This window comes from Croceibacter sp. (assembly GCF_002716225.1).
In the GTDB taxonomy this organism is placed as follows: Bacteria; Bacteroidota; Bacteroidia; order Flavobacteriales; family Flavobacteriaceae; genus Croceibacter; species Croceibacter atlanticus.
Window position 1 is genome coordinate 481,129 of sequence record NZ_PAZX01000013.1, and the last position, 26,695, is coordinate 507,823.

General features: G+C 34.3%; 24 protein-coding genes. 14 read left to right on the forward strand and 10 right to left on the reverse strand.

All coding sequences use genetic code 11. The annotated features are described in order from the left end of the window. Positions 1–14: 14 nt before the first annotated feature. From CL818_RS12020 to CL818_RS12040, 5 genes are all read left to right on the forward strand, one after another. A complete protein-coding gene (locus CL818_RS12020) occupies positions 15–1,793 on the forward strand; it encodes an AMP-dependent synthetase/ligase (RefSeq protein ID WP_272973442.1) in 1,779 nt (592 codons plus the stop codon). Positions 1,794–1,939: 146 nt separating this feature from the next. Then, positions 1,940–2,374: a MarR family winged helix-turn-helix transcriptional regulator gene (locus CL818_RS12025; RefSeq protein ID WP_013186997.1), complete on the forward strand. Its 435-nt coding sequence runs from the start codon at positions 1,940–1,942 to the stop codon at positions 2,372–2,374. A gap of 15 nt (positions 2,375–2,389) precedes the next feature. Further along, complete coding sequence (locus tag CL818_RS12030; protein WP_272973441.1) at positions 2,390–4,798, forward strand: 3-hydroxyacyl-CoA dehydrogenase/enoyl-CoA hydratase family protein; 2,409 nt, start codon at positions 2,390–2,392, stop codon at positions 4,796–4,798. A 45-nt stretch (positions 4,799–4,843) separates the two neighbouring features. Next, entirely contained in the window at positions 4,844–6,034 is a 1,191-nt protein-coding gene (locus CL818_RS12035) for an acetyl-CoA C-acyltransferase (protein ID WP_286973170.1), read from the forward strand. Positions 6,035–6,073: 39 nt separating this feature from the next. Further along, complete coding sequence (locus CL818_RS12040; RefSeq protein WP_272973439.1) at positions 6,074–7,882, forward strand: acyl-CoA dehydrogenase FadE; 1,809 nt, start codon at positions 6,074–6,076, stop codon at positions 7,880–7,882. A gap of 76 nt (positions 7,883–7,958) precedes the next feature. Here the strand turns inward: CL818_RS12040 and CL818_RS12045 are convergent, their stop codons facing one another. From CL818_RS12045 to ruvX, 3 genes are read right to left on the reverse strand one after another with little or no spacing between them, the layout of a single operon-like run. Further along, positions 7,959–8,372, reverse strand: coding sequence for a DUF5606 family protein (locus CL818_RS12045; RefSeq protein WP_013186993.1), 414 nt, complete (start codon positions 8,370–8,372; stop codon positions 7,959–7,961). Between the two features lie 42 nt (positions 8,373–8,414). Then, entirely contained in the window at positions 8,415–9,005 is a 591-nt protein-coding gene (gene def, locus CL818_RS12050; RefSeq protein WP_272973438.1) for a peptide deformylase, read from the reverse strand. 30 nt (positions 9,006–9,035) lie between these two features. Continuing rightward, the gene (ruvX, locus tag CL818_RS12055; RefSeq protein WP_013186991.1) at positions 9,036–9,443 is read right to left on the reverse strand and encodes a Holliday junction resolvase RuvX; all 408 of its coding nucleotides are present in this window, start codon (positions 9,441–9,443) and stop codon (positions 9,036–9,038) included. 89 nt (positions 9,444–9,532) lie between these two features. Here ruvX and CL818_RS12060 point away from each other — a divergent pair, with 89 nt between their 5' ends. Together CL818_RS12060 and CL818_RS12065 are read left to right on the forward strand one after the other, a co-directional pair. Beyond that, positions 9,533–10,348, forward strand: coding sequence for a 2,3,4,5-tetrahydropyridine-2,6-dicarboxylate N-succinyltransferase (locus CL818_RS12060; protein ID WP_286973174.1), 816 nt, complete (start codon positions 9,533–9,535; stop codon positions 10,346–10,348). Between the two features lie 14 nt (positions 10,349–10,362). Next, entirely contained in the window at positions 10,363–11,409 is a 1,047-nt protein-coding gene (locus tag CL818_RS12065; protein WP_272973436.1) for a glycosyltransferase family 9 protein, read from the forward strand. A gap of 17 nt (positions 11,410–11,426) precedes the next feature. On the opposite strand, the gene CL818_RS12070 is transcribed toward CL818_RS12065, so the two are convergent. Then, a complete protein-coding gene (locus tag CL818_RS12070; RefSeq protein ID WP_272973435.1) occupies positions 11,427–12,248 on the reverse strand; it encodes a glycosyltransferase in 822 nt (273 codons plus the stop codon). Between the two features lie 19 nt (positions 12,249–12,267). After that, entirely contained in the window at positions 12,268–13,086 is an 819-nt protein-coding gene (locus tag CL818_RS12075; protein WP_272973709.1) for a glycosyltransferase family 2 protein, read from the reverse strand. Positions 13,087–13,183: 97 nt separating this feature from the next. On the opposite strand from CL818_RS12075, the gene CL818_RS12080 reads away from it, so the two are divergent. Continuing rightward, positions 13,184–13,942 (forward strand): glycosyltransferase family 2 protein, encoded by a 759-nt coding sequence (locus CL818_RS12080; RefSeq protein WP_272973434.1) that lies wholly within the window; start codon positions 13,184–13,186, stop codon positions 13,940–13,942. 1 nt (position 13,943) lies between these two features. Here CL818_RS12080 and CL818_RS12085 read toward each other — a convergent pair whose 3' ends face one another. Next, on the reverse strand, positions 13,944–14,708 hold the full coding sequence (locus tag CL818_RS12085; protein WP_272973433.1) for a Kdo domain containing protein: 765 nt from the start codon (positions 14,706–14,708) through the stop codon (positions 13,944–13,946). Positions 14,709–14,855: 147 nt separating this feature from the next. Between CL818_RS12085 and CL818_RS12090 the strand changes: the two genes are divergently transcribed. The 5 genes from CL818_RS12090 to CL818_RS12110 all read left to right on the forward strand — a co-directional run bounded on the left by CL818_RS12090 (position 14,856) and on the right by CL818_RS12110 (position 19,583). Further along, positions 14,856–15,983 carry a cytidylyltransferase domain-containing protein gene (locus CL818_RS12090; RefSeq protein WP_272973432.1) on the forward strand — a complete coding sequence of 376 codons (1,128 nt, stop codon included), beginning with the start codon at positions 14,856–14,858 and terminating at the stop codon, positions 15,981–15,983. 10 nt (positions 15,984–15,993) lie between these two features. Beyond that, the gene (locus CL818_RS12095) at positions 15,994–16,554 is read left to right on the forward strand and encodes an L-threonylcarbamoyladenylate synthase (RefSeq protein WP_013186983.1); all 561 of its coding nucleotides are present in this window, start codon (positions 15,994–15,996) and stop codon (positions 16,552–16,554) included. A 34-nt stretch (positions 16,555–16,588) separates the two neighbouring features. Then, entirely contained in the window at positions 16,589–18,022 is a 1,434-nt protein-coding gene (locus tag CL818_RS12100) for a CCA tRNA nucleotidyltransferase (protein ID WP_272973431.1), read from the forward strand. A gap of 5 nt (positions 18,023–18,027) precedes the next feature. Then, a complete protein-coding gene (locus tag CL818_RS12105; RefSeq protein WP_013186981.1) occupies positions 18,028–19,059 on the forward strand; it encodes a COX15/CtaA family protein in 1,032 nt (343 codons plus the stop codon). A 107-nt stretch (positions 19,060–19,166) separates the two neighbouring features. Continuing rightward, positions 19,167–19,583 carry a hypothetical protein gene (locus CL818_RS12110; RefSeq protein ID WP_013186980.1) on the forward strand — a complete coding sequence of 139 codons (417 nt, stop codon included), beginning with the start codon at positions 19,167–19,169 and terminating at the stop codon, positions 19,581–19,583. Between the two features lie 49 nt (positions 19,584–19,632). On the opposite strand, the gene CL818_RS12115 is transcribed toward CL818_RS12110, so the two are convergent. Then, positions 19,633–20,922 carry a DUF2254 domain-containing protein gene (locus CL818_RS12115; protein WP_272973430.1) on the reverse strand — a complete coding sequence of 430 codons (1,290 nt, stop codon included), beginning with the start codon at positions 20,920–20,922 and terminating at the stop codon, positions 19,633–19,635. A gap of 181 nt (positions 20,923–21,103) precedes the next feature. Here CL818_RS12115 and CL818_RS12120 point away from each other — a divergent pair, with 181 nt between their 5' ends. After that, complete coding sequence (locus CL818_RS12120) at positions 21,104–21,550, forward strand: Hsp20/alpha crystallin family protein (RefSeq protein ID WP_013186978.1); 447 nt, start codon at positions 21,104–21,106, stop codon at positions 21,548–21,550. A 101-nt stretch (positions 21,551–21,651) separates the two neighbouring features. Here CL818_RS12120 and CL818_RS12125 read toward each other — a convergent pair whose 3' ends face one another. From CL818_RS12125 to CL818_RS12135, 3 genes are read right to left on the reverse strand one after another with little or no spacing between them, the layout of a single operon-like run. After that, positions 21,652–22,263: a DEAD/DEAH box helicase gene (locus tag CL818_RS12125; protein WP_013186977.1), complete on the reverse strand. Its 612-nt coding sequence runs from the start codon at positions 22,261–22,263 to the stop codon at positions 21,652–21,654. Positions 22,264–22,293: 30 nt separating this feature from the next. Continuing rightward, complete coding sequence (gene uvrB / locus CL818_RS12130) at positions 22,294–24,300, reverse strand: excinuclease ABC subunit UvrB (protein WP_013186976.1); 2,007 nt, start codon at positions 24,298–24,300, stop codon at positions 22,294–22,296. A gap of 21 nt (positions 24,301–24,321) precedes the next feature. Next, entirely contained in the window at positions 24,322–26,655 is a 2,334-nt protein-coding gene (locus tag CL818_RS12135) for a choice-of-anchor L domain-containing protein (RefSeq protein ID WP_272973429.1), read from the reverse strand. Positions 26,656–26,695 lie beyond the last annotated feature (40 nt).

Consider the following 26,695-nt stretch of genomic DNA (forward strand, 5'->3'; position numbering starts at 1 on the left):
TTATTGAACATACTATGACAGACATCAAAAGACTTTTTGACTTTCCATACTATACTTTAAAAAAATACAATCTTGAAAAAGCACTTGTAACAAAGTATGATGGTAAATGGGTAGCAACATCTTCTCAGGAATTTGTTGACAAAGGAAACCAATTAAGCCGCGGCCTATTAAAGCTTGGCGTAAAACCTAACGACAAGATTGCCATCATTTCTACAAACAATAGAACAGAATGGAATATTGTAGATATGGGTGTTTTACAAATTGGAGCGCAAGACGTTCCTATATATCCTACAATTTCTGAAGAAGATTATGAGTATGTTCTAAATCATAGCGAAAGCACCTATTGCTTTGTGTCTGATGAGGAAGTATTAAATAAAGTAAATAAAATTAAAGCAAATGTACCTTCTTTAAAAGAAGTGTACACTTTCGACTCTATTAATGGCGCTAAAAATTGGGATGAAGTTTTAAAACTTGGGGAAGACAAAGCCAATCAAGAAGAAGTTGAAACGCTAATGGCCAATGTTAAAGAAGACGATTTAGCTACTTTAATATACACTTCCGGAACAACAGGGAGACCAAAAGGTGTAATGCTATCTCACAAAAATATTGTTAGCAATGCATTAGCAAGTGCTACAAGACTACCTCTTAATCAAGGTAATGAAAAAGCATTAAGTTTTCTTCCCGTATGTCATATATACGAGCGCATGTTACAATACCTATATCAATACAAAGGTGTTAACATTTATTTTGCTGAATCTTTAGAAACTATAAGCGACAACTTAAAAGAAGTTCAGCCTCAAGTAATGTCTGCTGTACCAAGACTTCTTGAGAAAGTTTACGATAAGATTATAGCTAAAGGAACAGATTTAACTGGCGTCAAAAAAGCATTATTTTTCTGGGCTGTTGAGCTTGGTCTAAAATATGAACCTTACGGCCAGAACGGTTGGTGGTATGAGCAAAAATTAAAAGTAGCCCGCAAACTTATCTTTAGCAAATGGCAAGAAGCTCTTGGTGGAAATTTAAAAGCCATAGCCTCTGGAAGTGCTGCTTTACAACCAAGATTAGCAAGAGTCTTTAACGCCGGCGGTGTTCCTGTTATGGAAGGATACGGATTAACAGAAACAAGTCCCGTAGTATCTGTAAACGATATGCGTGATGGCGGTCTTAGGATTGGGACAGTAGGTAAACTTTTACCAGATGTTGAAGTTAAAATTGCAGACGATGGTGAAATATTAGTAAAAGGTCCTAATGTGATGTTAGGATATTATAAGGACACAGAAAAAACTGATGAAGTTTTAAAAGACGGTTATTTTCATACAGGTGATATAGGTGAGGTAGATAAAGATGGCTTCCTTAAAATTACCGATCGTAAAAAAGAAATGTTTAAAACCTCTGGCGGAAAATATATTGCACCACAATTGCTAGAAAACAAAATGAAACAATCGCGTTTTATAGAGCAAATTATGGTTGTGGGTGAAGGCGAAAAAATGCCAGCAGCTTTAATTCAACCTAATTTTGAATTCTTAGAAGATTGGGCTAAAAAGAAACATTTTAATATTGGTAGTACCAATAAGGAAATTGCAGAAAATGAAGAAGTTGTAAAACGCATTCAAGAAGAAGTAGATTTTTACAACCAAAGCTTTGGTCATTGGGAAAAAATTAAACGTTTTGAACTTACACCAGACGTTTGGAGTATAGAAGAAGAACACCTCACTCCTACTATGAAATTAAAACGTAGAGTTGTAAAGGAAAAGTACTTAGATCTTTATAACAAAATTTACGATCATAAATAACATAAAATATCACAAAAACAAAAAAACGCTTCTTATCTTTAAAGAAGCGTTTTTAGTTTTTCGCCAAAGTGTTAAATTATATAATTAAAATAAATTTTATTATGCACGCATAGTATAATTTGTTATATTTACATATTCAGAACAATATGAGAGAAAAAACTATTGATTACGTATTAAGAGCTACCTGGATGGCAGTTTCTAAAATGTATAATGAGCAAGCAAGTAAGGTAGATAGTACCATGGCTACAGGGTTTACACTTATAAGTATAGATCCAGATGAAGGCACACCATCAACATCTCTTGGGCCTAAAATGGGAATGGAAGCTACCAGCTTGTCTCGAACATTAAAATCTATGGAACAACGTGGTCTTATAGAGCGTAAAAAAAACCCACTAGATGGTCGCAGTGTCATCATAACGCTTACAGACTATGGTCATGAAATGCGCGAGTATTCTAAAAGCGTTGTCCTAAGTTTTGATGAGGCTATCAATAAAAATATTTCAGATGAAGATTTAGCAACGTTTAAAAAGGTAGCCAATAAAATGCTAGACCTCATCTCTTCAAAAAAAATTTACAACTAAAAACAGCTATTACTAATGGCAAAACGTAGAATAAATAAAATTGCAGTTATAGGATCAGGTATTATGGGAAGCGGTATAGCTTGCCATTTTGCTAATATCGGAGTAGAAGTTTTACTTCTGGATATTGTACCTAGAGAACTAAATGACAAGGAAAAAGCTAAAGGACTAACCCTTGAAGATAAGGTTGTGAGAAACCGTATTGTAAATGATGCATTACAATCTTCAATAAAATCTAAACCAGCTCCATTATATCATAAAGATTTTGCAAGTAGAATTTCTACTGGAAATCTTGAAGATGATATTGCTAAAGTAAAAGATGTAGATTGGATTATTGAGGTTGTTGTCGAGCGTCTTGATATTAAGAAACAAGTCTTCGAAAACTTAGAAAAACACAGAACAGAAGGAACTTTAATTACATCTAACACTTCAGGAATACCTATAAACTTAATGAGTGAAGGTAGAAGTGAAGATTTTCAAAAACATTTCTGTGGGACACATTTCTTTAACCCACCAAGATATTTAGAGTTATTTGAAATTATTCCAGGTCCTAAAACTTCACCAGAAGTATTAGATTTCCTAAATGGATATGGCGAAAAGTTTTTAGGAAAAACATCTATCGTAGCTAAAGACACACCTGCATTTATAGGAAACCGAGTTGGTATCTTTAGTATCATGAGCCTTTTCCACATGGTTAAGGAATTAGACATGACTGTTGAAGAAGTAGATAAGTTAACAGGACCTGTAATAGGAAGACCAAAATCTGCCACATTTAGAACAGTTGATGTTGTTGGCCTAGACACGTTAGTACATGTTGCCAATGGTATATATGACAAATGTGAAGAAGACGAGCGTCATGATCTATTTAAGCTTCCAGAGTTCATAGATACTATGATGACCAATAAATGGTTAGGAAGTAAAACCGGACAAGGTTTTTATAAAAAAGTAAAAAAAGACGATGGTTCAAGTGAAATCCTTTCTTTGGATTTAGATACTATGGACTACCGCAAGAAAAAAAGTGCATCTTTTGCAACGTTAGAGTTAACAAAATCTATAGACAATGTTGCAGATCGCTTTAAAGTTCTAGCAAATGGAAAAGATAAAGCAGGTGAATTTTATAGAAAGAATTTCTCTGCACTTTTTGCATACGCTTCAAATAGAATTCCAGAAATCTCTGATGAATTATATAAGATAGATGATGCTATGAAAGCAGGTTTTGGATGGGAACATGGTCCATTTGAAATTTGGGATGCTATTGGTGTTGAAAAAGGAATAGAATTAATGAAAGCAGAAGGTTATGAACCAGCTGCTTGGGTTAATGAAATGTTAGACAAAGGTGTAAAAGAATTTTACGATGTAAGAGACGGCAACACCTATTACTATGGCATTCCTGAGAAAACACATGTAAAAATACCAGGTCAAGACAGCTTTATCATATTAGATAACATTAGGAAGAACAAAGAAGTCTTTAAAAATTCAGGTTGTGTTGTAGAAGATCTTGGTGATGGTATCTTAAACTTAGAGTTTAGAAGTAAAATGAATACTATTGGTGGAGACGTTCTTAATGGACTTAACCGAGCAATAGATATTGCCGAAAAAGATTTTGATGGTCTTGTAGTTGCCAACCAAGGCAAAAACTTTTCTGTTGGTGCAAATATCGGGATGATTTTTATGATGGCTGTAGAGCAAGAATATGATGAGCTAAACGCTGCAGTGAAATACTTCCAAGACTCTGTTATGCGCTTACGCTACTCTTCTATCCCAACAATTGTTTGCCCTCAAGCAATGACATTAGGTGGTGGTTGCGAAATGACACTTCACGCAGATAAAGTTGTAGCAGCAGCAGAAAGTTATATTGGTTTAGTAGAGTTTGGAGTTGGTGTAATTCCTGGTGGTGGTGGCTCAAAAGAAATGGCGCTAAGAGCAGCAGATACTTTTGAGAAAAACGATGTAGAGCTTAACAGACTTCAAGAATACTTCTTAGCAATAGGAATGGCAAAAGTTTCAACATCTGCTTATGAAGCTTATGATACAGGTATCTTAAAACATGGTAAAGATATAGTTGTGGTTAATAAGAAACGTCAAATTGCAATTGCTAAGCAACAAGCAAGAATGATGGCAGACTTAGGTTACACACAACCTGTAAAGAGAACCGATGTAAAAGTACTAGGTAAACAAGCAATGGGAATGTTCTTAGTAGGAACAGACTCTATGGAAGCCGGTAAATATATAAGCGAACATGATAAGAAAATTGCCAACAAATTAGCTTACGTTATGGCTGGTGGTGATTTATCTGAACCTAACTACGTAAGTGAGCAATACCTATTAGACTTAGAGCGCGAAGCATTCTTAAGTCTTGCCGGAGAACGCAAAACATTAGAACGATTACAACACATGATTCAAAAAGGAAAACCTTTAAGAAACTAAAAAGGTCCTATTAAATTAAGAATCAAAACAAAATCAAACTAAAAGATGAATACAGCATATATTGTACAAGCATATAGAACAGCAGTAGGAAAAGCACCTAGAGGCGTTTTTAGATTTAAACGCCCAGATGAGCTTGCTGCAGAAACCATTCAGTTCATGATGGATAAATTACCAGACTTTGACAAGCATCGTATAGATGACGTTATAGTTGGTAACGCAATGCCAGAAGCAGAACAAGGTTTAAATATGGCACGCCTTATTTCTTTAATGGGGTTAAAAATAGAAGATGTACCAGGCGTAACTGTTAATAGGTATTGTGCTTCAGGAGTAGAAACTATTGCTATGGCAACAGCTAAGATTCAATCTGGTATGGCAGATTGTATTATTGCAGGTGGTGCAGAAAGCATGAGTTATATACCAATGGGAGGTTATAAACCAGTACCAGATTATAAACTAGCGCACAAAGGTCACGAAGATTATTATTGGGGAATGGGATTAACAGCAGAAGCTGTTGCAAATGAATTTAAAGTATCTCGAGAAGATCAAGATGAGTTTGCGTATAATTCTCATATGAAAGCCTTAAAAGCTCAAGAAGAAAATCGTTTTCAAGACCAGATTGTACCTATTGATGTTGAAGAAACTTTTGTAGGTGATAATGGTAAGAAACAAACCAAAACATACACAGTTAATAAAGACGAAGGTCCGAGAAAAGGAACTAACAAAGAAGCTTTAGCAAAACTAAGACCTGTATTTGCAGATGGCGGTAGTGTAACTGCTGGAAACTCTTCACAAATGAGTGATGGTGCTGCATTTGTAATGGTAATGAGTGAAGCTATGGTTAAAGAACTAAATCTTGAACCTATTGCAAGAATGGTAAACTTTGCAGCAGCAGGCGTACCTCCTAGAATAATGGGTATAGGTCCTATTAAAGCTATTCCTAAAGCTTTAAAACAAGCAGGATTAATACAAGACGATTTAGATTTAATTGAACTTAATGAAGCGTTTGCATCACAATCTCTAGCAGTTATAAGAGAGCTAGGCCTCAATAAAGATATTGTAAACGTAAATGGTGGTGCCATTGCACTTGGGCATCCACTAGGATGCACAGGAGCTAAATTAAGTGTACAGTTATTCGACGAGATGCGTAAACGCAATATGAAAGGAAAATATGGCGCCGTAACTATGTGCGTAGGTACAGGACAAGGTGCTTGTGGTATATATGAATTTTTAAATTAATAAACCATCTAGGTTTATTCTTAACAATCTTAATTAAATATGGAATCAAAAGAATTAAATAAAGATATGCTTCGTGGTGGGCAATTTTTAGTAAAAGAAACACCTTGCGAAAATATTTTTACTCCAGAAGACTTCTCTGAGGAGCAAAAAATGATGCGCGACTCTGTTAAAGAATTTGTAGACAGAGAAATTTGGCCAAATAAAGAGCGTTTTGAGAAAAAAGACTACGCACTTACAGAAGAAATCATGCGCAAAGCTGGTGAACTTGGTTTATTAGGTGTTGCTGTTCCAGAAGAGTATGATGGTTTAGGTATGGGCTTTGTAACTACAATGTTAGTATGTGATTATATTTCTGGCGCAACAGGATCTATAGCTACTGCGTTTGGTGCACATACTGGTATTGGTACAATGCCAATTACGTTATATGGTAATGAAGAGCAGAAGAAAAAATATGTACCGAAATTAGCTACTGGTGAGTGGTTTGGTGCCTATTGTTTAACTGAACCTGGTGCAGGTAGTGATGCCAATTCTGGAAAAACTAAAGCTGTTCTTTCTGAAGATGGTACACATTATAAGATTACTGGTCAAAAAATGTGGATTAGTAATGCAGGTTTCTGTAATCTATTTGTAGTTTTTGCTCGAATAGAAGATGACAAAAACATTACTGGTTTTATCGTAGAGAACAACTCTGAAAATGGTATCTCTATGGGTGAAGAAGAAAAGAAGCTAGGTATACACTCTTCTTCAACAAGACAAGTATTCTTTAATGATACTGAAGTCCCTGTTGAGAATATGTTATCTGAGCGTGGCAACGGATTTAAAATTGCAATGAATGCTTTAAACGTTGGCCGTATTAAGCTTGCTGCTGCGTGTTTAGATGCACAGCGTCGTGTGATAGACAGTGCAGTTAAGTATGCAAATGACCGTATACAGTTTAAAACTCCTATTTCTCAATTTGGAGCTATACAACAAAAATTAGCTGAAATGGCTACTGCTGCTTATGTAGGTGAAAGTGCTTCTTACAGAGCTGCTAAAAATATTGAAGACCGTATCGCTATTCGTATGGCAGATGGTGCATCTCACAGTGAGGCAGAACTTAAAGGTGTTGAGGAATATGCAATTGAATGTTCAATTCTTAAAGTTGCCGTATCTGAAGATATTCAAAACTGTTCTGATGAAGGTATTCAAATTTACGGTGGAATGGGCTTTAGCGCAGACACACCAATGGAATCTGCTTGGAGAGACGCTCGTATTTCTCGTATATACGAAGGAACCAATGAAATTAACAGAATGCTTGCCGTAGGTATGCTTGTAAAGAAAGCAATGAAAGGTCAAGTAGATCTTTTAGGACCTGCAACTGCAGTTGGCCAAGAGTTAACCGGTATTCCTTCTTTTGATACTCCAGATTTTTCTGAAGTTCTTTCTGAAGAAAAAGATATGATTGCTCGTTTAAAGAAAGTATTTTTAATGGTAGCTGGTAGCGCCGTTCAAAAATATGGGCCACAATTAGAAGACCACCAACAATTACTTATGAGCGCTTCTAATATTCTAATAAAAGTATATATGGCAGAATCTGCTATATTAAGAACCGAAAAGAACATTAAGAGATTTGGTGAAGACTCTCAAAAAGAACAACTAGCTATGAGTAAGCTTAATCTTTATCACGCAGTTGATGATATTGTTAAGAATGCTAAAGAGGCTATCGTATCTTTTGCTGAAGGAGACGAACAACGTATGATGTTAATGGGACTTAAGCGTTTTACTAAATACCAAAATCAACCTAACGTGGTTGCTTTACGTAAAACAATCGCTACAACCTTAACAGAAGCTAACACCTACTGTTACTAATAACATCTCTTACAGTGTAAAAAAAAACCCAATCTTTTTAAGATTGGGTTTTTTATTTTTTATAAGCTTTAAAATATTACTCTTCTTCAGAGCTAGCTTCGGTTTCAGAAAAATCTGTAACATTATTTTTAACTAGGAGGTTATACCATTGTATCACCTTTTTTATATCACTTATGTATACTCTATCCTCATCATATTCTGGTAATACTTCAGAGAAAAGGTTTTCTAATTCCTTTTTAGAAGACTTGTGAGAAATAGTTTCTTTAGCATCTTCTTTTTCTGCAATTTTCTGAAACACTTCTCTAAGTGGAACTTCTTCAGAATATGTATAAATAGCTATCTCACTTAACATACTTACATTGTTGTGAGCACCTACTGCCATTTTCTTACCATCTACTAAACTTTCTGCAACGAAACCTGCTCTTGTACGTGCCTTTAACTCATATAAACCTGGCTTACCAGAAATTGAAAGAATTTTATCTAAACTCATAAAGTTTTATTTTTTTGGATCGCAAATGTATAATAATAACTGTTATCTCCCTTTCTTAAGATTTGGAAATTTCATTCTGTAATCTACATCTACTTTACCCTTACTAATATTATTAAGTTTTCCTTTTATTAAACGTTTTTTTAATGACGATAGTTTATCTGTAAATAAAATACCTTCAATATGATCATATTCGTGTTGAATAACTCTTGCTGCAATTCCTGTATACGTTTCAGAATGTGCTTTAAAGTTTTCATCTACATACTCAATTGTAATATCTGGTTGTCTAAACACATCTTCCCTAACATCTGGAATACTTAAACAACCTTCACTAAAGGCCCATTCATCTCCAGTTTCTTCAGTAATAACAGGATTAATAAATAGCCTTTTTAAACCGGTTAATTGTTTACGTTCTTCTTCAGTTAACTCTTCATCATCTGCAAAGGGAGAAGGATCTATTACAAATAAACGTATAGGCAATCCCACTTGAGGAGCAGCCAAGCCAACGCCGTGTGCACCATACATAGTTTCCCACATATTCTCAATAAGTTCATCAAGCTTTGGGTAGTCTTTTGTAATGTCCTTAGCCTTTTTCTTTAAAACCGGATTTCCGTAAGCTACTATAGGTAAAATCATAACATTTAAATTCTTGCTTTACAACTTCTATTATCTGTAAAGATAGGTTTGTAAAATAATGGTAGCACTAATTTCGTCTACAAGTGCTTTATTTTGTCGTTGCTTTTTTTTCAAGCCACTATCAATCATAGTCTGGAATGCCATTTTTGAAGTAAATCTTTCATCTACTCGCTCAAACTGCATTGTAGGGAAAACTTTTTTAAACCTGTTTATAAAATGAATGATACGTTCCTCGTTTTCAGAATGGGTACCATCTACTTGTTTAGGCTCTCCAATAAGTACAAGCTCTACCTTTTCTTTTTCAAAATAGTCTTTTAAAAAACTCTCGAGGTCGTGTGTTCTTACAGTTGTAAGTCCAGAGGCTATTAGCTTAAGCTCGTCTGTAACCGCTATTCCTGTACGTTTAGCTCCATAGTCTATTGCTAAAATGCGCGCCATTACTATAATTTCGGCAAATGTAAGGTTTATTGATAAGGGTTGCAATCTTTAGATATTGCTTCCTATCTTTGTTTAAAAATAGACTACTTATGACCAATCTTCAGCAAATAATAGAGCACGCTTGGGATAACAGAGATGCCTTGACCACTACAGAAACACAGGACGCTATAAGAACTGTGGTAAACAAATTAGATTTAGGAGAACTACGCTGTGCAGAGCCAACAGTAAATGGTTGGCAAGTAAATGAATGGGTAAAGAAAGCTGTTGTGCTTTATTTTCCTATTCAGAAAATGGAAACTATGGAAGCTGGTATATTTGAATACCACGATAAAATTCCACTAAAAAAAGGGTATAAAGAAAAAGGTATTAGAGTTGTACCTCATGCTGTAGCAAGACATGGTGCATACCTATCTAAAGGCGTTGTTATGATGCCTAGCTATGTAAATATTGGAGCTTACGTAGATGAAGGCACAATGGTAGATACTTGGGCAACAGTAGGAAGCTGTGCTCAAATTGGTAAAAATGTACACCTTAGCGGTGGCGTTGGTATTGGCGGTGTTTTAGAGCCACTACAAGCCGCTCCAGTAATTATTGAAGATAACGCATTTATAGGGTCTCGTTGTATTGTGGTTGAAGGTGTTAGAGTAGAAAAAGAAGCTGTACTTGGTGCAAACGTAGTATTAACAGCATCTACTAAAATTATCGATGTTACCGGAGATACTCCTAAAGAAACTAAGGGCTTAGTACCTGCAAGATCTGTAGTGATTCCTGGAAGTTATACCAAAAAATTTCCAGCAGGAGAGTTTCAGGTTCCTTGCGCATTAATTATTGGAACAAGAAAAGAGAGCACTAACAAAAAGACATCTTTAAACGATGCTCTACGTGAATATAATGTAGCTGTTTAGAGCACAACCAGATTATGAAAGTTTTAATCATCCAAAAGAAAATGATTGGAGATGTTTTAACAACATCTATTCTTTTTGAAGCTCTCAAAAAAGAGTTTCCTAAAGCACAACTTCATTACTTAGTGATGAAACATACAACTCCAGTAATAAAAAACAATCCTTTTATAGATAGAGTCTTTATTATAGATAATGATAAAGACTCATCTATTACCAAAATTTTAAAAGCTGAAGGTTACGACATTATTGTTGACTCTTATTCTAAGGTTGCAACAGGACTCTTATCTTTAAAAATAGGCGCTAAAAAAAGAATTGGGTACAAAAAATGGTATTCTTGGTTAACCTATAATCTAGCCTATTCGCCTATACCTAAAAGTAAAAATGGTGTTGCACTGGCTATAGAAAATAGGTTTCAGCTTATTAGCTCTTTTGCTGAACAGATTGATTACTCAATAACACCTAAGATCTATATAACAGAAGAGGAAAAGCAAGCCGTGCGAAAGAAAATGGAAGCTTCAGATTTAGACTTTAACAAACCTATCTTTATGCTTAACGTATTAGGTAGTTCTGAAGATAAAACTTATCCTCTACACTATTTTGCAGAGCTAACAGATACAATTGTAAAACACACACCACACGCACAATTACTGTTTAACTATATTCCTAGTCAGCTAGAAAGTGCGAATGCTATTTACGACAAGTGTAAGCCAGAAACACAACAACAAATATTTTTTGATTTGTATGGCAACAGCTTAAGAGAGTTTATAATTCTTACTTCTTTTTGCACAGCACTTATTGGGAATGAAGGTGGCGCAGTAAATATGGCCAAGGCAGTAAACGTGCCTACATTTGCAATATTTTCTCCTTGGGTTCGTACAGAGACTTGGGCAATAGAGAAAGAACACACTACTAATAAAGCCATACACTTAAAACAATTCTTCCCAGAATTATTTACAGATTATAAAAGGAAGGCTTTTCATAAAAGACAAGCAGAATTATACAAGAAATTTACACCAGATTTAATTTCACCTAAACTCAATTCATTTCTAGACAACCTTAAATAGCTAAAAGGTTTTGTATTTTATTTAATTCCGAAATCTGTCTTTGTTTTATTATTTTTTTTAGTCTCAATACGTATTTTCATATTTAAATCGAAAGCATCTTGTGTTACTTTAGAGTTTATAGGAGATAGTTTTAAACACGTAGCGGAATACCTAATTTGTTTAGATTTAATACCATTATTAATTAAACGCTCACCCATTTCCCTTCCTTGATCACCATTAACCATACGTTCATCTACGCCGTTAATTGCTAATAGGTCTTTTTTCCATCCGCTAGAATTATGTACATTCCAAGTGGCGTTTGTAGGAACTACTTTGTTTAATATCTTAGCCTGAATTCCTCTAGCAGTAAGTTTTTGTGTCTTAAAAAATCGCTTTAAGCCTTTAGTTCTCAACCACTTTTTATCAAAACAATTTTGAGTTAGTATATCTTCTTTGGTAATTTCTGCTGAAATATTTTTAGGTAATTTAAACGTTCCTCCAGAAAGAAAATAACCTTCTTTTCTTAGCGCCATATGCTGCTCAACAAAATCTGATTTTGCCACACAATAACCCTCAACCATAATGATATAGTTAGATTGACTATTTACAATAGCTGCATTTAAAACCTGAGAAGCCAAAAGTTTTTTTGATGGCACTATCTGTTTTAAAGCAATATCACTTTCCTTTTTAAACTGAAGTATAAGATTTTCAATTTCAGAAGAAAGACTAAAAGAGTTAGCAATAATTATTTCAAAATCTTTATACGTTTGGCAGCTATAACTCCACAATGTTTTTTCCAACCAGGACATATCGTGGTGAGCATTAATTAAAACCGTAGCACTGTAAGGATGTTTCTTCATAAAGTTTTAATCTGTTGTGCTAACTGTTTATACCGTATTTGGTTTTAATAATTCGTTGTTTTTTGGTCTGGCTTCGTATTAGCAAGTTTGCTTTAAAAGCTTCATCATTCTTATAGGGACGATCGTGATGAAGATGAACGCAAACAAGGCTATATCTAGCCTGTATTGGTTGCACTCCATAATTTACCAATCGCTCACCCAACTCTCTATCTTCACCACCATATTGCATACGCTCATCAAAACCATTAACCGCTAAAATATCTTTTTTCCAACCAGAAACATTACAGCCATCCCAAGTTGCTTTTGTAGTAGTGAAGGTATTTAAAAACCATTCCTTAAATCCAAAAGACGTAAGTTTATTTATTTTAAAGGTCACATCTTGCCCTTTACTTTTTAACCATTTTGCATTAAAACAAGCCTGTTCTTTTATTATAGGAATTGTAATAGTTTCTGAGACTTGTTCATTAAGCTTATAATAACTTCCAGATAAAAAGTGATTATCTCTTCTCAACTCAATATGTTTTTTAACAAGGTCTTTTCTTGGTATACAATCACCATCTGTAAATAGCAGATAGTTTGAGTTTGACTGCAGTATAGCTTTATTTAAAATTTTAGTTTTCTGAAATCCTTGGTCCTTATGCCAAACGTGATTAATCTTAATATTATGCTTTTTAGAAAATTTAGCTAGCATTTGCTGTGTCTCTTCTGTGGAGCCATCATCTGCTATTATGATTTCAAAATCTTTTTCAGTTTGTTCTAAATAACCGTGTAGCACTAAAGAAAGATCTCTTGGCTTATTATAGGTACTTATGATTACTGAAAGCTTGGGTATTGTCATCATTCAAAAATAACTATTTTTACATAGAGAGCTTCAGGGAAATGTTAATCCATTTTTAAATTTTGATGCTAAATAACTTACAACTTCAACAGTCTTGATGATTAAACTTTCTGCAGTCATAATTACATTTAACGAGGCGCTTAATATTGAGCGTTGCTTAAAATCTCTTATTCCTGTAATTGATGAAATTGTGGTTGTAGATTCTTTCTCAACAGATAATACTAAAGAGATTTGTTTAAACTACAATGTTACCTTTATTGAGCAAGAGTTTTTAGGATACATACAACAAAAGAATTTTGCGCTTACTAAAACCTCTTCAAACTATGTGGTGTCTTTAGATGGTGATGAGGCATTGTCTGATACTCTTCAAAAATCAATATTAAAATTAAAATCTAACTGGCAGAAAGATGGTTATTACATTAAGCGTTACAACAATTTTTGTGGGCAATGGATTAATCATTCTGGTTGGTACCCAGATAAGAAACTAAGGGTTTTTGACAAAACTAAAGGTTCTTGGCAAGGTATAAATCCTCACGATTCTTATAAACTTTCTGCTAATTGTAGTTCAGGAAGTTTAGATGGAGACATATTACATTGGAACTATAAAACATACTCCGAATTTAATCTAAGTACAGAGAAATTTTCTACAATTTCTGCATCTTCATACTTCGAGTTAGGAAAAAAAGCACCGTTGTGGAAAATCATACTTAAGCCTACTTGGGCGTTTTTTAATGCCTATATAATTAGACTCGGAATTCTAGATGGCTTTAACGGTTTTGTAATCGCTGTACAAACAGCAAACATCACATTCCTTAAGTACATTAAATTGAGGGAACTCATCAAATTAAAACAATAGTTTACTCTCTATTTTGCCAGAATAAGAAACGCTTCTTTAAACGTCTTTTTCTATAAAACTTCATTTGAAAATCACTAGTTAACTCCCAAAGCGTCTTAAATATTCGGTCTTCTAATTCTCCAGAAAGCTTAGCATACTCATTAGCCATAATGGCAACCATTTCTTTTTTTGGTGTAAGACGTTTCATGTTTTCCATACGATCTTGAAAACTTAGCTTACCAAAAGTCATTCTATTAAGATCTACCAAATAAAATTTGTAATCGCCATTATTTACTGTGATTAATGTATTTCCTGGAGAGTGATCTTTAAAAAACACACCTGACTCATGCAGTTTAAACGTAAATGCAGTAAATGCTCTAAGTATAGCTTCGTGTTGAGGAAAATCTGGCTGCTCAACTAGCTCCCTATAAGTTAGGTCATAGTTAATATGTTTGCATATATAATAGCTATCTAAAAAAGATAACGCATTGCTATTCTGCATATAAGCAACAGGAAATGGCGTCCCAATATTTAAAGACAATAAAATATGGGCATGCTCAAAAGAACGTTGTGCCTTATTTTTTCTGAAGTAGTTATAAACTATACGATTAACAACGTTTGGCGTTTTAAAGGCCTTTACCGTTACCTTTTCACCTTCTAAGTCGAAAGTTTTAAGTGTGTTACGATCACCTCCATAAATTTTATGCCCTTGAGACCTAAAATTAGTAATGAAGTTAAGCAAGGTTGCTTTCTTAGATTGATATGCTTCTGAAACTACTGTTTTCACGACACAAAAATACAACTTTAGTCTGCATAGAAAATAATAAGAGAAACTGTTTCCTAAGATTTAAATAGTATAAAATTCAGCTACATCATACTTAAGGCTTTCAATCTTAATTAAATCCTTAAATTTGACCACACAAACTACTATACTATGCGACATGTTGGGTTAATACCGTTAAAAACGCATTCGGCTACCATTCCAAATAAGAACAGAAAGAAAATGTTGGGCAGACCACTTTTCTGCTGGATTCTTACTGAAGCTATTTACTCCAAATTAGACCTTGTTGTTGTGGCCACAAATGATGAGTGGATTACAAATTTTATAGCAACTCACTACAAATGGACAGATAAAGTAAAAGTTATAAACAGAAGTAAAGCTAGTGAAGAAGGTTCTTTAGAGAATGCTGCAATAGAGTTTCTTGAAAATACTTCTGAGCAGTTTGATAGTTTAAGCCTTTTACTTGCCACTAACCCATTTACAAGATCTAAGGACATTAATAAATGTTTAGAAGCAATTGTAGACGGGAATTCTTCAGCAGTAACCGTTGCTAATACTTTAAACTCAATATGGAACTCTAATGGAGAAGCTTTAAATGACAATGAAGGCTTTCAAGTTGAAAACTCGGGTGTATTCTCAACTACTGTAAACAACCTGAAAAACAACAAATCTCTTTTAACAGGTACTGTTGCTACAGTAGAAATGCCTAAACACGCAACAGCTACACTTTCTAACTTTAATGATTGGCAATTGGCAGAGCTTAGTCTTGCTAATTTATTAATTTCTAATAAAGAAAATAAAAAGATTAAATACCTTGTTTTAGATGTAGATGGTGTTTTTACAGATGGCGGTGTTTACTATGATGAAAATGGAGAAATGGCAAAACGATTTGATATGCGAGATGGTATGGGATTAGAGATAATGAGAGAACAAAATATTCAAGTTGTCATTATGACTAGCGAAGACTCTAAACTTGTAAGAAAGCGTATGGAGAAATTAAAACTTAAACATCTCTTTTTAGGTGCAAAAGACAAATACTCTTTATTAGAAAATTTTATACAAACACAACAAATAAGCAGATCTGAGATAGCTTATGTAGGAGATGATGTAAACGATCTAGCAAACCTTTGTTCTGTAGGCTGGTCTTTTGCACCTAAAAATGCAACAAACCAAGTATTACCTTTGGTAGATGTTGTCCTTTCTAAAGATTCTGGAAACGGTGCAATTAGAGAAGCTACAGAATTTTTATTACAATATAACAACCGTCAATTTAAAGCCTAAAGGCCCAACTATGAAAGAAGAACTAAATAAATGCCTTAACGTATTAAAAAAAGGAGGACTTATACTTTATCCTACAGATACTATTTGGGGAATTGGTTGCGATGCTACTAACTACGATGCTGTTCAAAAAGTGTTTGAACTAAAAAAGCGCGCAGAAAGCAAGGCTTTAGTATGTCTGGTTCATGACTATAAAATGCTTAACCAGTATATTGAGAATATTCCAGAAGTGGCTTATGACATTTTAAAATATGCTCAAAAGCCGACTACCATAATTTATGACAAAGCTAAATTAGTTGCAGAAAATGTTGTGGGAGAAGATGAAAGTTTAGCAGTAAGAGTTGCAAAAGATAAGTTTTGTAATGATTTGGTTAAAAAATTTAAACGCCCACTAGTATCTACTTCTGCAAATATTAGCGGCAAACCATCTCCAAAAAACTTTAAAGAGATAAGCGATGAAATTTTAAAAGGCGTTGACTATGTCGTAAATTTGCATCAGAATAAAAATATGGCGAAACCTTCTGCTATCATTAAGCTTGGTAGTGATGGTATGGTAAAAGTTTTACGTAAATAAGCTTTTCAAATTGCTATATGAATAGCTTGACTTAATGCCTGATACACTTCAAAAAAATTATAAAGACGCCTTAACACATCCCGTTTTTAAAACTATTGCAACAGCTTCTGAAGAATTGGGGCTTTCCTCTTACGTTATTGGAGGATTTGTAAGAGATTTTCTTTTAAAACGAGGTAATGCAAAAGATATAGATGTTGTAACCATTGGTAACGGCATAGCATTAGCTAAAAAAGTAGCTAACCTGCTACCCAACAAACCTAAGGTAAAAGTCTTTAAAACTTACGGTACCGCTATGTTAGAAACTGGCGATATAGAAGTTGAATTTGTTGGCGCAAGGAAAGAAAGTTATTCTGAAGATAGTAGAAATCCAAGTGTTGAGCCTGGCACTCTAGAAGACGACCAGAACCGAAGAGATTTTACCATAAACGCCTTGGCCTTAAGTTTAAACAAAGAAAACTTTGGTGACATTCTAGACCCATTTAATGGTATTGAAGATCTTGCTAATGGCATTATTAAAACACCGTTAAATCCAGACATTACATATAGTGACGATCCTTTACGAATGTTACGAGCTATTAGGTTTGCCTCACAGTTAGACTTTTTTATTCAAGAAGACTCTTTAAATGCAATTACCAGAAATAATGAGCGTATAAAAATAATTACCAAAGAACGTGTTGTTACTGAGATTAATAAAATATTATTATCCACCACACCTTCTAAAGGTTTTGCTCTTCTTAGAAAAACAGAATTGCTACCGCATATACTTCCTGAGCTAACAGCGTTACAAGGTATAGATGAGAAAGAAGGCCAACGCCATAAAGATAATTTTTGGCACACCTTGGAAGTTGTAGACAATATTGCTAAAAATACCGACAATCTTTGGTTACGTTGGGCTGCTTTACTGCACGATATAGGAAAAGCACCTACAAAGAAATTTCATAAGAAAATTGGATGGACATTTCACGGTCACGAGTTTGTAGGCAGTAAAATGGTATACAAACTATTTAAGCGCTTAAAGATGCCATTAAATGACAAAATGAAATTTGTCCAGAAAATGGTATTAATGAGCTCTCGTCCTATAGTAATTTCTGAAGACCATGTTACAGACAGTGCTGTTAGGCGTTTAATTTTTGATGCAGGAGACTACATTGAAGATTTAATGACATTATGTGAAGCAGATATTACAACCAAAAACCCAAAACGCTACAGGCGTTATCATAGGAATTTTGAAGTTGTTCGAACTAAAATAAAAGAAGTAGAAGAGCGTGACCATATTCGTAATTTTCAGCCTCCTGTTTCTGGAGAAGAAATTATGGAAACCTTTAATATTAAGCCAGGTCGCGAAATAGGACAGATCAAGGAATCTATAAAGCAAGCCATTTTAGATGGTAAAATTCCTAATGAATATGAAGCTGCTAAAGCTTATATGATTGAAAAAGGCGAAAGCTTAGGACTTAAGGCACACTAGTAGCTATGTACAGAACATTTCTCAAAATATCACTTATTCTTGTTTACCTTGTAATTATTGCTGGAGCAGTAGTTCGTATGACTGGAAGCGGAATGGGCTGCCCAGATTGGCCAAAATGCTTTGGATATTATATACCACCAACTGAAGAGGCAGAACTTCAGTTTCAACCAAACAGACTATACGAAGAAGGTCAGGTTATAATTGTCGATGAAAGCTTAAGGGTTGCCAGCTCAGATTTCACATCTGGAACTACTTACAACGAGGAGAACTGGTCTACATACGATCGTCATGACTATGCTATTTTTAATCCTTGGCACACATGGATAGAGTATGTAAATCGACTTTTAGGTGCATTAGCAGGTCTTGCAATGCTTATTATGACTGCTTTATCCTTTAAATATTGGAAATCTGAAAAGCACATTACCATAGTTACCATAGTATCACTAATCCTAATGTGCATACAAGGTTATTTAGGAGCAAAAGTTGTTTACTCATTATTAGCTCCAGTAAAAATTACCATCCATATGGTTATGGCATTAGTAATTGTTGCTGTTCTTAATTACTTGGTACACGCTACAAGCACTAAACGCATTGCTCATTTTAAAAGACCGTTTTTTCAAAATTTACTAATTATTAGTATTGTATTCACTTTAATCCAAATCATCCTAGGCACACAAGTAAGACAATTTGTTGACAACCAAATAGACATAGTTGGCTATACAGCAAAGGGACTTTGGCTAAAAGATCCTACTGTTAGTTTTTATATACATCGTACATTTTCTATTCTTGTAGTTCTTGTAAATGGTATGTTATGGTGGCAAAATAGAAAACTAGGTTATGGTTTTCAAAAACTAAACTGGGTATTGATTTTAATTGGGATTGAGATTATATCTGGAATTGCAATGTATTATATAGATTTTCCATTTGGAACTCAGCCATTACACTTAATTATAGCAACTGTATTATTTGGAGTACAGAGTTATATCCTAATGGAGTCTTTAAAAGCCACTAAGCTTCCTAAGATTGCAAAGTCTTAAATACCTAAAAGACTAAAAAAGGTTTAAAATCTTAATATAAGTTTTAGGCTTTCAATTTATTAATGATTTAAAAAAGGTTTAATTTTACTAAAAATTACAAACTGACTATGAGCACAAAAACTGAAAAAACAATTTTGTTGTCTGATATGATTCGCTTTAGAAAAAGTAAAGAAGCATTAGACGATTTAGACTTTACGTTTTTTGAAGATGTTGCAGAAGCACTAGAAATCTCTAAAGACGAATTAGAAGTTATATACGAAGGCACAAACTCTCCTACTCACCGTAAGGTATCAACAGAGCGTATCACACATTTTCATAGACTTTTATTAGCTATGGATATAGACAAAGAACCATCTACTAAAGATCTTGAAAAAGCTAAGAACTTTGGTTTTAGAATGGGCTTCCACGAATCTGCTATCGAACTTGTGATGGATAGTATGGGAGATTACCCAAATAAAGTACATACGCCAGGTGCGTTTCTTGAGATTTTCTCAGATTATTATGACAACGAGGAAGAGGAATAGTCTTTCTTTAAAAAAAACAAAAAGCCTCCAAAATTGGAGGCTTTTTGTTTTATGATTTAAATTTTTCTGCAAGTTTATTTAAATGTGCAATATCTCGTTCATTAATAATAGCACGTTGGGAGTCTTCCAATAGCGTTAAAGCTTCTTTATTAATAATATCATCATAATCCTTATGTGGTGTTGGCTGAATTTTTAAATACTCAAACATTAAAAATAGCTTTTGCACTACAGTAATATCTTGTTTGCAATACGTTCTTATAGATGCCATAACTTGATATAACAACTCTTCTAAATCAATAGTATTTAACTTTACGAGTGGTGTTTCATCTTTTGTTATTATTGTTTCATCTCGCTTTCGCATACGTAATGCAAACAACTCAGTAAGATAATCTATAGCATTAAGTGCTGTTCCAGGATCATTAATTCCAGGAGACATTGCTTTTACAATAATCTCTGTAATTTGTTTAAACGCCAAGGCATAATTATCTGCAATTAACTCTCCTCTAGAAAAATTAAAATTCGCTCTTATATCATCTGCCTCCTCATCGGTAAGTTCATTTTTACTTTTAAAAGCTGGAATGTTATTTAACACAAAAATACCTTTAACAGGAAGAATATGAAGACGGTTATCGTTCTCTTCACAGTGATCTAGTAGATTATTCATTGCTATGTTTTGAAAATAACCACTTTCCTTAATATTATATTCATACCAGTCTTCTGTGTCTTCAAAATCTGGTAGTTCCCCTTTATCATGTTCTGCATCAATCAGTTTTAATATTCTGCCTTTAGCTAGGATGAAGATGTTTTCAAGTATATTATTTATTTGAATACTTTGAGAGATATTGTGAATAAAGAAGATAAATGCGCAGATACAAACAATGGTAAATATGATGGACAACAAAATAGCTATTCCAGGCAAATCATATTTATCTCCAGAAGGCTCTATGGCAAACAAAATAAAGATGCTATATAGAATGGTTGCTAAGTAAATACCTAAAATTATCTGATGAACTTTATCTGAGATTAGTCCTGGCAATAAACGTGGCGAAAAATTACTAGAAGCCTGACTAAGCAAAAGCATAACCATTGAAAAGCTAAACACCATCATAGAAATTAATCCACCAATACACGCACTTATAATAGTTAATGCGGTATCTCCATCTTCAACTAATAACTGTGGGATTTTCTCAATTAGTGTTCTTGAAATTCCTTTCTTTTCAAGGAATAACATTAGGAAGGCAAAGTTAAAACCAAAGAAGGCTAACAATGTGGGATAAAAAGCAATCTTACTTTCAATAGTATTAAAGAAAGAAATTAGCCGGTTAAAGAGTTGTTTCATTCTTTAAATGTCTCACTATATACATAGAAAACGAAACACATTAACCTTTTTACAACAATTTTAGACAAAATGTCACCTTGTTTGTATTTAAAACTGCCGTAATGTCATAATAATTGAGTTGGTATCTATATTGCTATATACCTACTGAATTTAGATTACAAATTTTTAAAACACATATATTATGACACTTACAAAAAGAACAGTAGACAACAATTGGTTACCATCTATGATAGATGATATGTTTAAAACAGATTGGCTAGGTGGCACAAGCAATGTAAATAACATTGGTGTAAGCATTCCTGCAGTAAACATTATGGAGAGCGATGACGACTTCTCTGTATTAGTTGCTGCGCCAGGAAAAACTAAGGAAGATTTTAATATTGAGTTAGATAATGATGTTCTAACCATTTCTTCTGAAGCCAAAGAAGTTAAAGACAACACTAGTGAAGATGGTAAGTTTACCAGAAAAGAATTTAGCTACAACAGCTTTAAAAGAGCATTTAGCCTACCAGAGACTATAAATAATCAAAACATCTCTGCTACTTACGAGCAAGGCGTTTTAACGATTACATTACCTAAAAAAGAGGAGTCTAAGGTACAGGCAAAACGTATGATAGAGATATCATAAGTTAAAAAGCTTCCCAATTATGCGAGCCGTTTCATCTCGCGGGAAGAATTGGTTTAGTTAGTTACGAGAACGGCATCAAATAATTTGGTGCCGTTCTTTTTTTATTTAACGGTTACCAAGTGGGCTCCAAACATAAATGAGTCCTGCAAGCGCTCTAGCTTGTCATGAAATAGAGTTGAACTCATAATATATTGACATTTGGGAATACTTTCTGGTATGCGGTTTACCAAAGACAATTGAGTTCCTCTTGTCAAGAACTCAGCATCATCTATAATGTACATTTGCAATTGCGTAACATTTATTCCAGTTCTCTGAAAAAGCTCTGTTAGTCTTTTTGGAGTAGCAATAACAATATCTACACCATCATAAATTTCATCTTTTTGATGATCAAAACGCTGCTCATCATAAGCCAAATACAATCTTAAATCTGTTGGTTTTAAAAAAGGAAGAAATTGTGATTCTAGCTCTAAAGCTTTCTCTTTGTTCTCCACAATTATTAATGCTCTAGGCGCATCTTCAAAAGCTGATTTTAGTTTTTGAATAACTCCTATAATTAATGCAGTGGTTTTACCGCAACCTTCTGGACCAATTCCAAACAGATTTACACCACTTTTAATTTTAGAAATAGCTTGTTTCTGAAATTTTGTAGGCGCTATAAATTCCTTTTCTGTAAGGACTTGCTTAATTGAAGGTTCTAATTTTTTAAATGACAAGTTGTATGTTTTAATGAGTAAGGTACAAACCTAAACTTTTTGATTCTCTTTTTTCTGCTGCAGCATTTTAATTTCATCTCTAAACCTAGCGGCTTCAATAAAATCTAATTCTTTAGCAGCTTTTTCCATTGCTTTCCTAACCTCTCTTATGCGCTTGTCTAGCTGATCTTCTGTAAAGTAAGCCACTTCTTCTTCCGCAGCTTTTAAAGTCGGTGCTTTTTCAAATTTATAAGGTTCTACTTTTTTACCTGCCAATGCACTATCTATACCTTTTTTAAGAGCAGTTGGTGTAATGTTGTGCTTGGTGTTGTAGTTTATTTGTTTGGTTCTGCGGTATTCGGTTTCATCTATTGTTTTTTGCATACTGTCTGTAATCTTATCTGCATACATAATAGCTTTACCTTCTAAGTGTCTTGCAGCACGACCAATAGTTTGGGTAAGCGATCTGTTGCTACGCAAAAACCCTTCTTTGTCTGCATCTAAAATTGCTACTAAAGACACTTCTGGCAAGTCTAATCCTTCTCTAAGAAGATTAACACCTACAAGAACATCAAAAATACCCTTTCGTAAATCCTGCATTATTTCTACTCGCTCCAAGGTATCTACATCACTATGTATATACCTGCAGCGTATATCTATTCGAGTTAAATATTTCACTAACTCTTCTGCCATACGCTTAGTAAGCGTGGTTACTAATGTACGCTGATCTTTATCTACACGAGTTTGAATCTCCTCTATTAAATCATCTATTTGATTTAAGCTTGGGCGCACTTCAATAATTGGATCTAATAATCCTGTTGGCCTAATAACTTGCTCAACATAAACACCATCTGTTTTCTGTAGTTCATAATCTGCTGGCGTAGCACTCACATATATCACCTGATTTTGTAATGCTTCAAACTCTTCAAATTTTAAAGGTCTGTTATCCAAAGCAGCAGGCAACCTAAAACCATAATCTACTAAGTTTTCCTTTCGACTACGATCACCTCCATACATTGCATGTACTTGCGGAATAGTAACGTGACTTTCATCTACAACCATTAAATAATCTTCCGGAAAATAATCTAACAAACAGAATGGTCGTGTTCCGGGTTCTCTGCCATCTAAATACCTCGAATAATTTTCTATACCAGAGCAGTAACCTAATTCCTTAATCATTTCAAGATCAAAATTAGTACGTTCCTCAAGACGTTTTGCCTCTAGGTGTTTCCCTATGTCTTTAAAATATTCGGTTTGTTTTCCTAAGTCTAACGCTATGTTGTCTATTGCTTTATGTAAAACATCTGGCGAGGTCACAAACATATTGGCAGGATATATATTTAAGCGCTCATACTTTTCTATAACAGTATTTGTCTGCACATCAAACTGCTCAATATCTTCTATTTCATCTCCAAAGAAATGTATTCGAAACGCATCATCTGCGTAACTTGGATAAACATCTAATGTGTCTCCTTTAATTCTGAAGTTACCGTGATTAAATTCTCCAGTTGTTCTACTATAAAGACTTTGTACTAACTTCTTGAGCAATTCTGTTCTAGAAATTTGCTGATCTCTTTTAATAGAAATAACATTTTTCTGAAACTCAACCGGATTACCAATACCATACAGACAAGAAACTGAAGCTACCACAAGCACATCTCTCCTGCCAGATAATAATGAAGAGGTTGTACTTAGTCTTAACTTTTCAATTTCTTCATTAATTGAAAGGTCTTTTTCTATATACGTTCCAGATGTTGGTATAAAAGCTTCTGGTTGGTAGTAATCATAATACGAAACAAAGTACTCAATTGCATTATGCGGAAAAAAGCTTTTAAACTCTGAATATAATTGTGCTGCCAATGTCTTATTGTGCGCCAAAACTAATGTTGGGCGTTGCACTTCCTTTATAACATTTGCAACGGTAAATGTTTTACCCGAACCTGTTACACCAAGCAATGTAGAATATTGTTCATTTTCTTCAATATTAGACACTAATTGTTTTATTGCACCAGGTTGATCTCCTGTTGGCTTGTACTCAGATTCTATTGTAAACTTCATATCTTAAAATTACAGAAAAGATTATCTAATCAAGCTAAAATGACTGCGGTATTGGAAGCCATCTATAAATTCTGCTAAAAACCAGTAATCTGAAGCAGGCAAAGCCTTGCCATTAAACGTACCGTCCCAAGCAGATGCTGCAGAGTTTAGGGTAGTTAACAATTTACCATATCTATCAAAAATATAGATATGCTTCACTACTGGATTATTTCTATCTGCATTTAGCACACTCCATACATCGTTAAAACCATCACCATTTGGCGAGAAGAATTTTGGAAAATTAAGCACTCCAAAAGTAAACGGTGTGGTTCCACAAAACTCACTTCTCACAAATACGGTATGTTGTCCAGGTTCAACATTTTCAAAAACATTAGATTCCTGATACGGTCCACTACTATTATCCAATGCATAGGTATAATTTCCTTGCCCTTGTGCGTTAACCGTCACCGTTTGATTAGGGAAACCTCCACTTAAAGAAATTGAGATTTGTGCAGTAGAACCTTCTACAACTGATATTGTACGCGTTGCAGCACAACTTAATCCACTAGCATATGTATTTGTTACCGTAACAGTATAATCTCCAGCATCTGTTACAGATATCGTTGGTGTTGTAGCACCGTTAGACCATTTGTATGTTGCGTTTGCATTTGCCTGTACAACTCCAGCATCCAACATTACACTTGGTGTTTGACCGTCTGCACATAACGGCAAAATTTCATCATCTATTAAGATAGGTGTATCTCTTGAGAATAAAGTGACTTGTGAATTTTCGTAACACTCACTTGCATTTTCTATTACAACAATTAAAGTTTGCTGGTTTGCAGTTTCATTTATAAATGTTGTCGTAGTTATCTCGTTTGTACCACTTGCAGCATCATCTGTCGTCCTAAAATAACTATAGGTAGTGTTTGGCATTGTTTCGGCATCAAACAACGCGTCTATCTCGGATATCTGAAACTCAGAAAAACCGTTTTCTCCACATACTTCATAGTCTTGTGGCGGCACTGTTGTTGCTGGTGTTGTGGTTAGTAATACTTCTGCAATAGACACACAACCAGATTGATTTCTTACACGAGCATATACAATTTCGTTTGGTGTAGAGTTTTCGTATTGTGACGGATTTGTAATTTGACCACTATTCATTTCTGCAGTTTCCAATGTTGGAAAAAACATTGTGATTTGAAGGCTATTATCTCCATTTATAACTTGTGGCTCTGAGCTAAACAAACTGTATACAGCAATACCATTTGCATTAACATCACACTCTGTAAGTGTAGCATTTTCAACGTTTGGAGGCGTATCATACTCGACTATAATTTCGTCTTCTTGTGAACACCCATTACCAATACTAACCTCAACACGATAGGTACCAGGTTGCGATACTAAAAATTCATTAGAGACTTCTGGTTGTAATATATTATCCTGAAACCATCTGTATGTATAAGTTTCTCCAGGTGGCGCCTCAATAGCAGTTAAAGTTGTTTCTTCATCTGTACACAATGCCATATTGTTAGAAATTAACAAGTCTGGTCCTAAATTTACGTTTAACCCAAAGCTGTTAGCTTCAAGAAATACAGCAGAATCAAACCTAAAATTACCTTCGTCTGCAATTACTAATTTTATGTGGTATTGTGTATTTGGCACAACATCTGTTTCTGCAGTAAGTACAGCTGTTTGTCCATTAAAATTTATAGGTGCATTGTTGCCGTTAAAACTTCCAAAAAACTGTTCATTAATTGCAGGACAGGCTTGTTCTCCATTTTCTATAATCTCTGGCCTTACAGTAGTCACTAGGACAGGTGTGTTTGTTCCAGGAATTAACGCAATGTTTTCATATTGACCGCCAACAGGTCTTATTAAGAATCCGAAAGCATCTGAAAAATTACATGTTGATGAATTGTTTGCCCTGTATTCTTCTGAAGCAAAAATATACCTAAAGCTTAAGCTACTTGACAATGGCGTAAAGTCAAACTCTATTACAGTGGCATTAATTGTATTATTAATGTTAAGGGCATCTTCAAGATCTTGATCACCATTCCAGCCGTTTGCGTCATCATCGCTTAATGTGGTATTTGGACCTGGCACATTATTTAACCTGCCTGTACTTAAAACTACACCTTCCTCAAAAGGAAAACTGCCACCATTATTTTGAAAATAACCGTAGCTTAAATCTTGTGAAAATTGACCACTTACCGTATTGGTTACCTGAACATTTTCCACACAACCCATACCTACCAACACATCTTCAATTAACTGTTGCGATGTAAAAGACTGAGCATCTACACTAATATTTTGCGCATTGGCATAACCTAGACACCAAATGGCACAAATAAAAAGAAATAATTTATTGGGCACTTTCAATTTTTTTTTGCAAAAATACAACCTAGAATGTAGA

Excerpts from the sequence above, each read along its gene's own strand:
- CL818_RS12075 (WP_272973709.1), bottom strand. The coding sequence starts at position 13,086 with ATGACAATACCCAAGCTTTCAGTAATCATAAGTACCTATAATAAGCCA.
- CL818_RS12080 (WP_272973434.1), top strand. The coding sequence starts at position 13,184 with ATGATTAAACTTTCTGCAGTCATAATTACATTTAACGAGGCGCTTAAT.
- CL818_RS12045 (WP_013186993.1), bottom strand. The coding sequence starts at position 8,372 with ATGAGTTTAGATAAAATTCTTTCAATTTCTGGTAAGCCAGGTTTATAT.
- CL818_RS12065 (WP_272973436.1), top strand. The coding sequence starts at position 10,363 with ATGAAAGTTTTAATCATCCAAAAGAAAATGATTGGAGATGTTTTAACA.
- def (WP_272973438.1), bottom strand. The coding sequence starts at position 9,005 with ATGATTTTACCTATAGTAGCTTACGGAAATCCGGTTTTAAAGAAAAAG.
- CL818_RS12105 (WP_013186981.1), top strand. The coding sequence starts at position 18,028 with ATGTACAGAACATTTCTCAAAATATCACTTATTCTTGTTTACCTTGTA.
- CL818_RS12110 (WP_013186980.1), top strand. The coding sequence starts at position 19,167 with ATGAGCACAAAAACTGAAAAAACAATTTTGTTGTCTGATATGATTCGC.
- CL818_RS12100 (WP_272973431.1), top strand. The coding sequence starts at position 16,589 with ATGCCTGATACACTTCAAAAAAATTATAAAGACGCCTTAACACATCCC.
- CL818_RS12090 (WP_272973432.1), top strand. The coding sequence starts at position 14,856 with ATGCGACATGTTGGGTTAATACCGTTAAAAACGCATTCGGCTACCATT.
- CL818_RS12030 (WP_272973441.1), top strand. The coding sequence starts at position 2,390 with ATGGCAAAACGTAGAATAAATAAAATTGCAGTTATAGGATCAGGTATT.
- uvrB (WP_013186976.1), bottom strand. The coding sequence starts at position 24,300 with ATGAAGTTTACAATAGAATCTGAGTACAAGCCAACAGGAGATCAACCT.
- CL818_RS12070 (WP_272973435.1), bottom strand. The coding sequence starts at position 12,248 with ATGAAGAAACATCCTTACAGTGCTACGGTTTTAATTAATGCTCACCAC.
- CL818_RS12120 (WP_013186978.1), top strand. The coding sequence starts at position 21,104 with ATGACACTTACAAAAAGAACAGTAGACAACAATTGGTTACCATCTATG.
- CL818_RS12060 (WP_286973174.1), top strand. The coding sequence starts at position 9,533 with ATGACCAATCTTCAGCAAATAATAGAGCACGCTTGGGATAACAGAGAT.
- CL818_RS12025 (WP_013186997.1), top strand. The coding sequence starts at position 1,940 with ATGAGAGAAAAAACTATTGATTACGTATTAAGAGCTACCTGGATGGCA.
- ruvX (WP_013186991.1), bottom strand. The coding sequence starts at position 9,443 with ATGGCGCGCATTTTAGCAATAGACTATGGAGCTAAACGTACAGGAATA.
- CL818_RS12095 (WP_013186983.1), top strand. The coding sequence starts at position 15,994 with ATGAAAGAAGAACTAAATAAATGCCTTAACGTATTAAAAAAAGGAGGA.
- CL818_RS12115 (WP_272973430.1), bottom strand. The coding sequence starts at position 20,922 with ATGAAACAACTCTTTAACCGGCTAATTTCTTTCTTTAATACTATTGAA.
- CL818_RS12020 (WP_272973442.1), top strand. The coding sequence starts at position 15 with ATGACAGACATCAAAAGACTTTTTGACTTTCCATACTATACTTTAAAA.
- CL818_RS12040 (WP_272973439.1), top strand. The coding sequence starts at position 6,074 with ATGGAATCAAAAGAATTAAATAAAGATATGCTTCGTGGTGGGCAATTT.
- CL818_RS12035 (WP_286973170.1), top strand. The coding sequence starts at position 4,844 with ATGAATACAGCATATATTGTACAAGCATATAGAACAGCAGTAGGAAAA.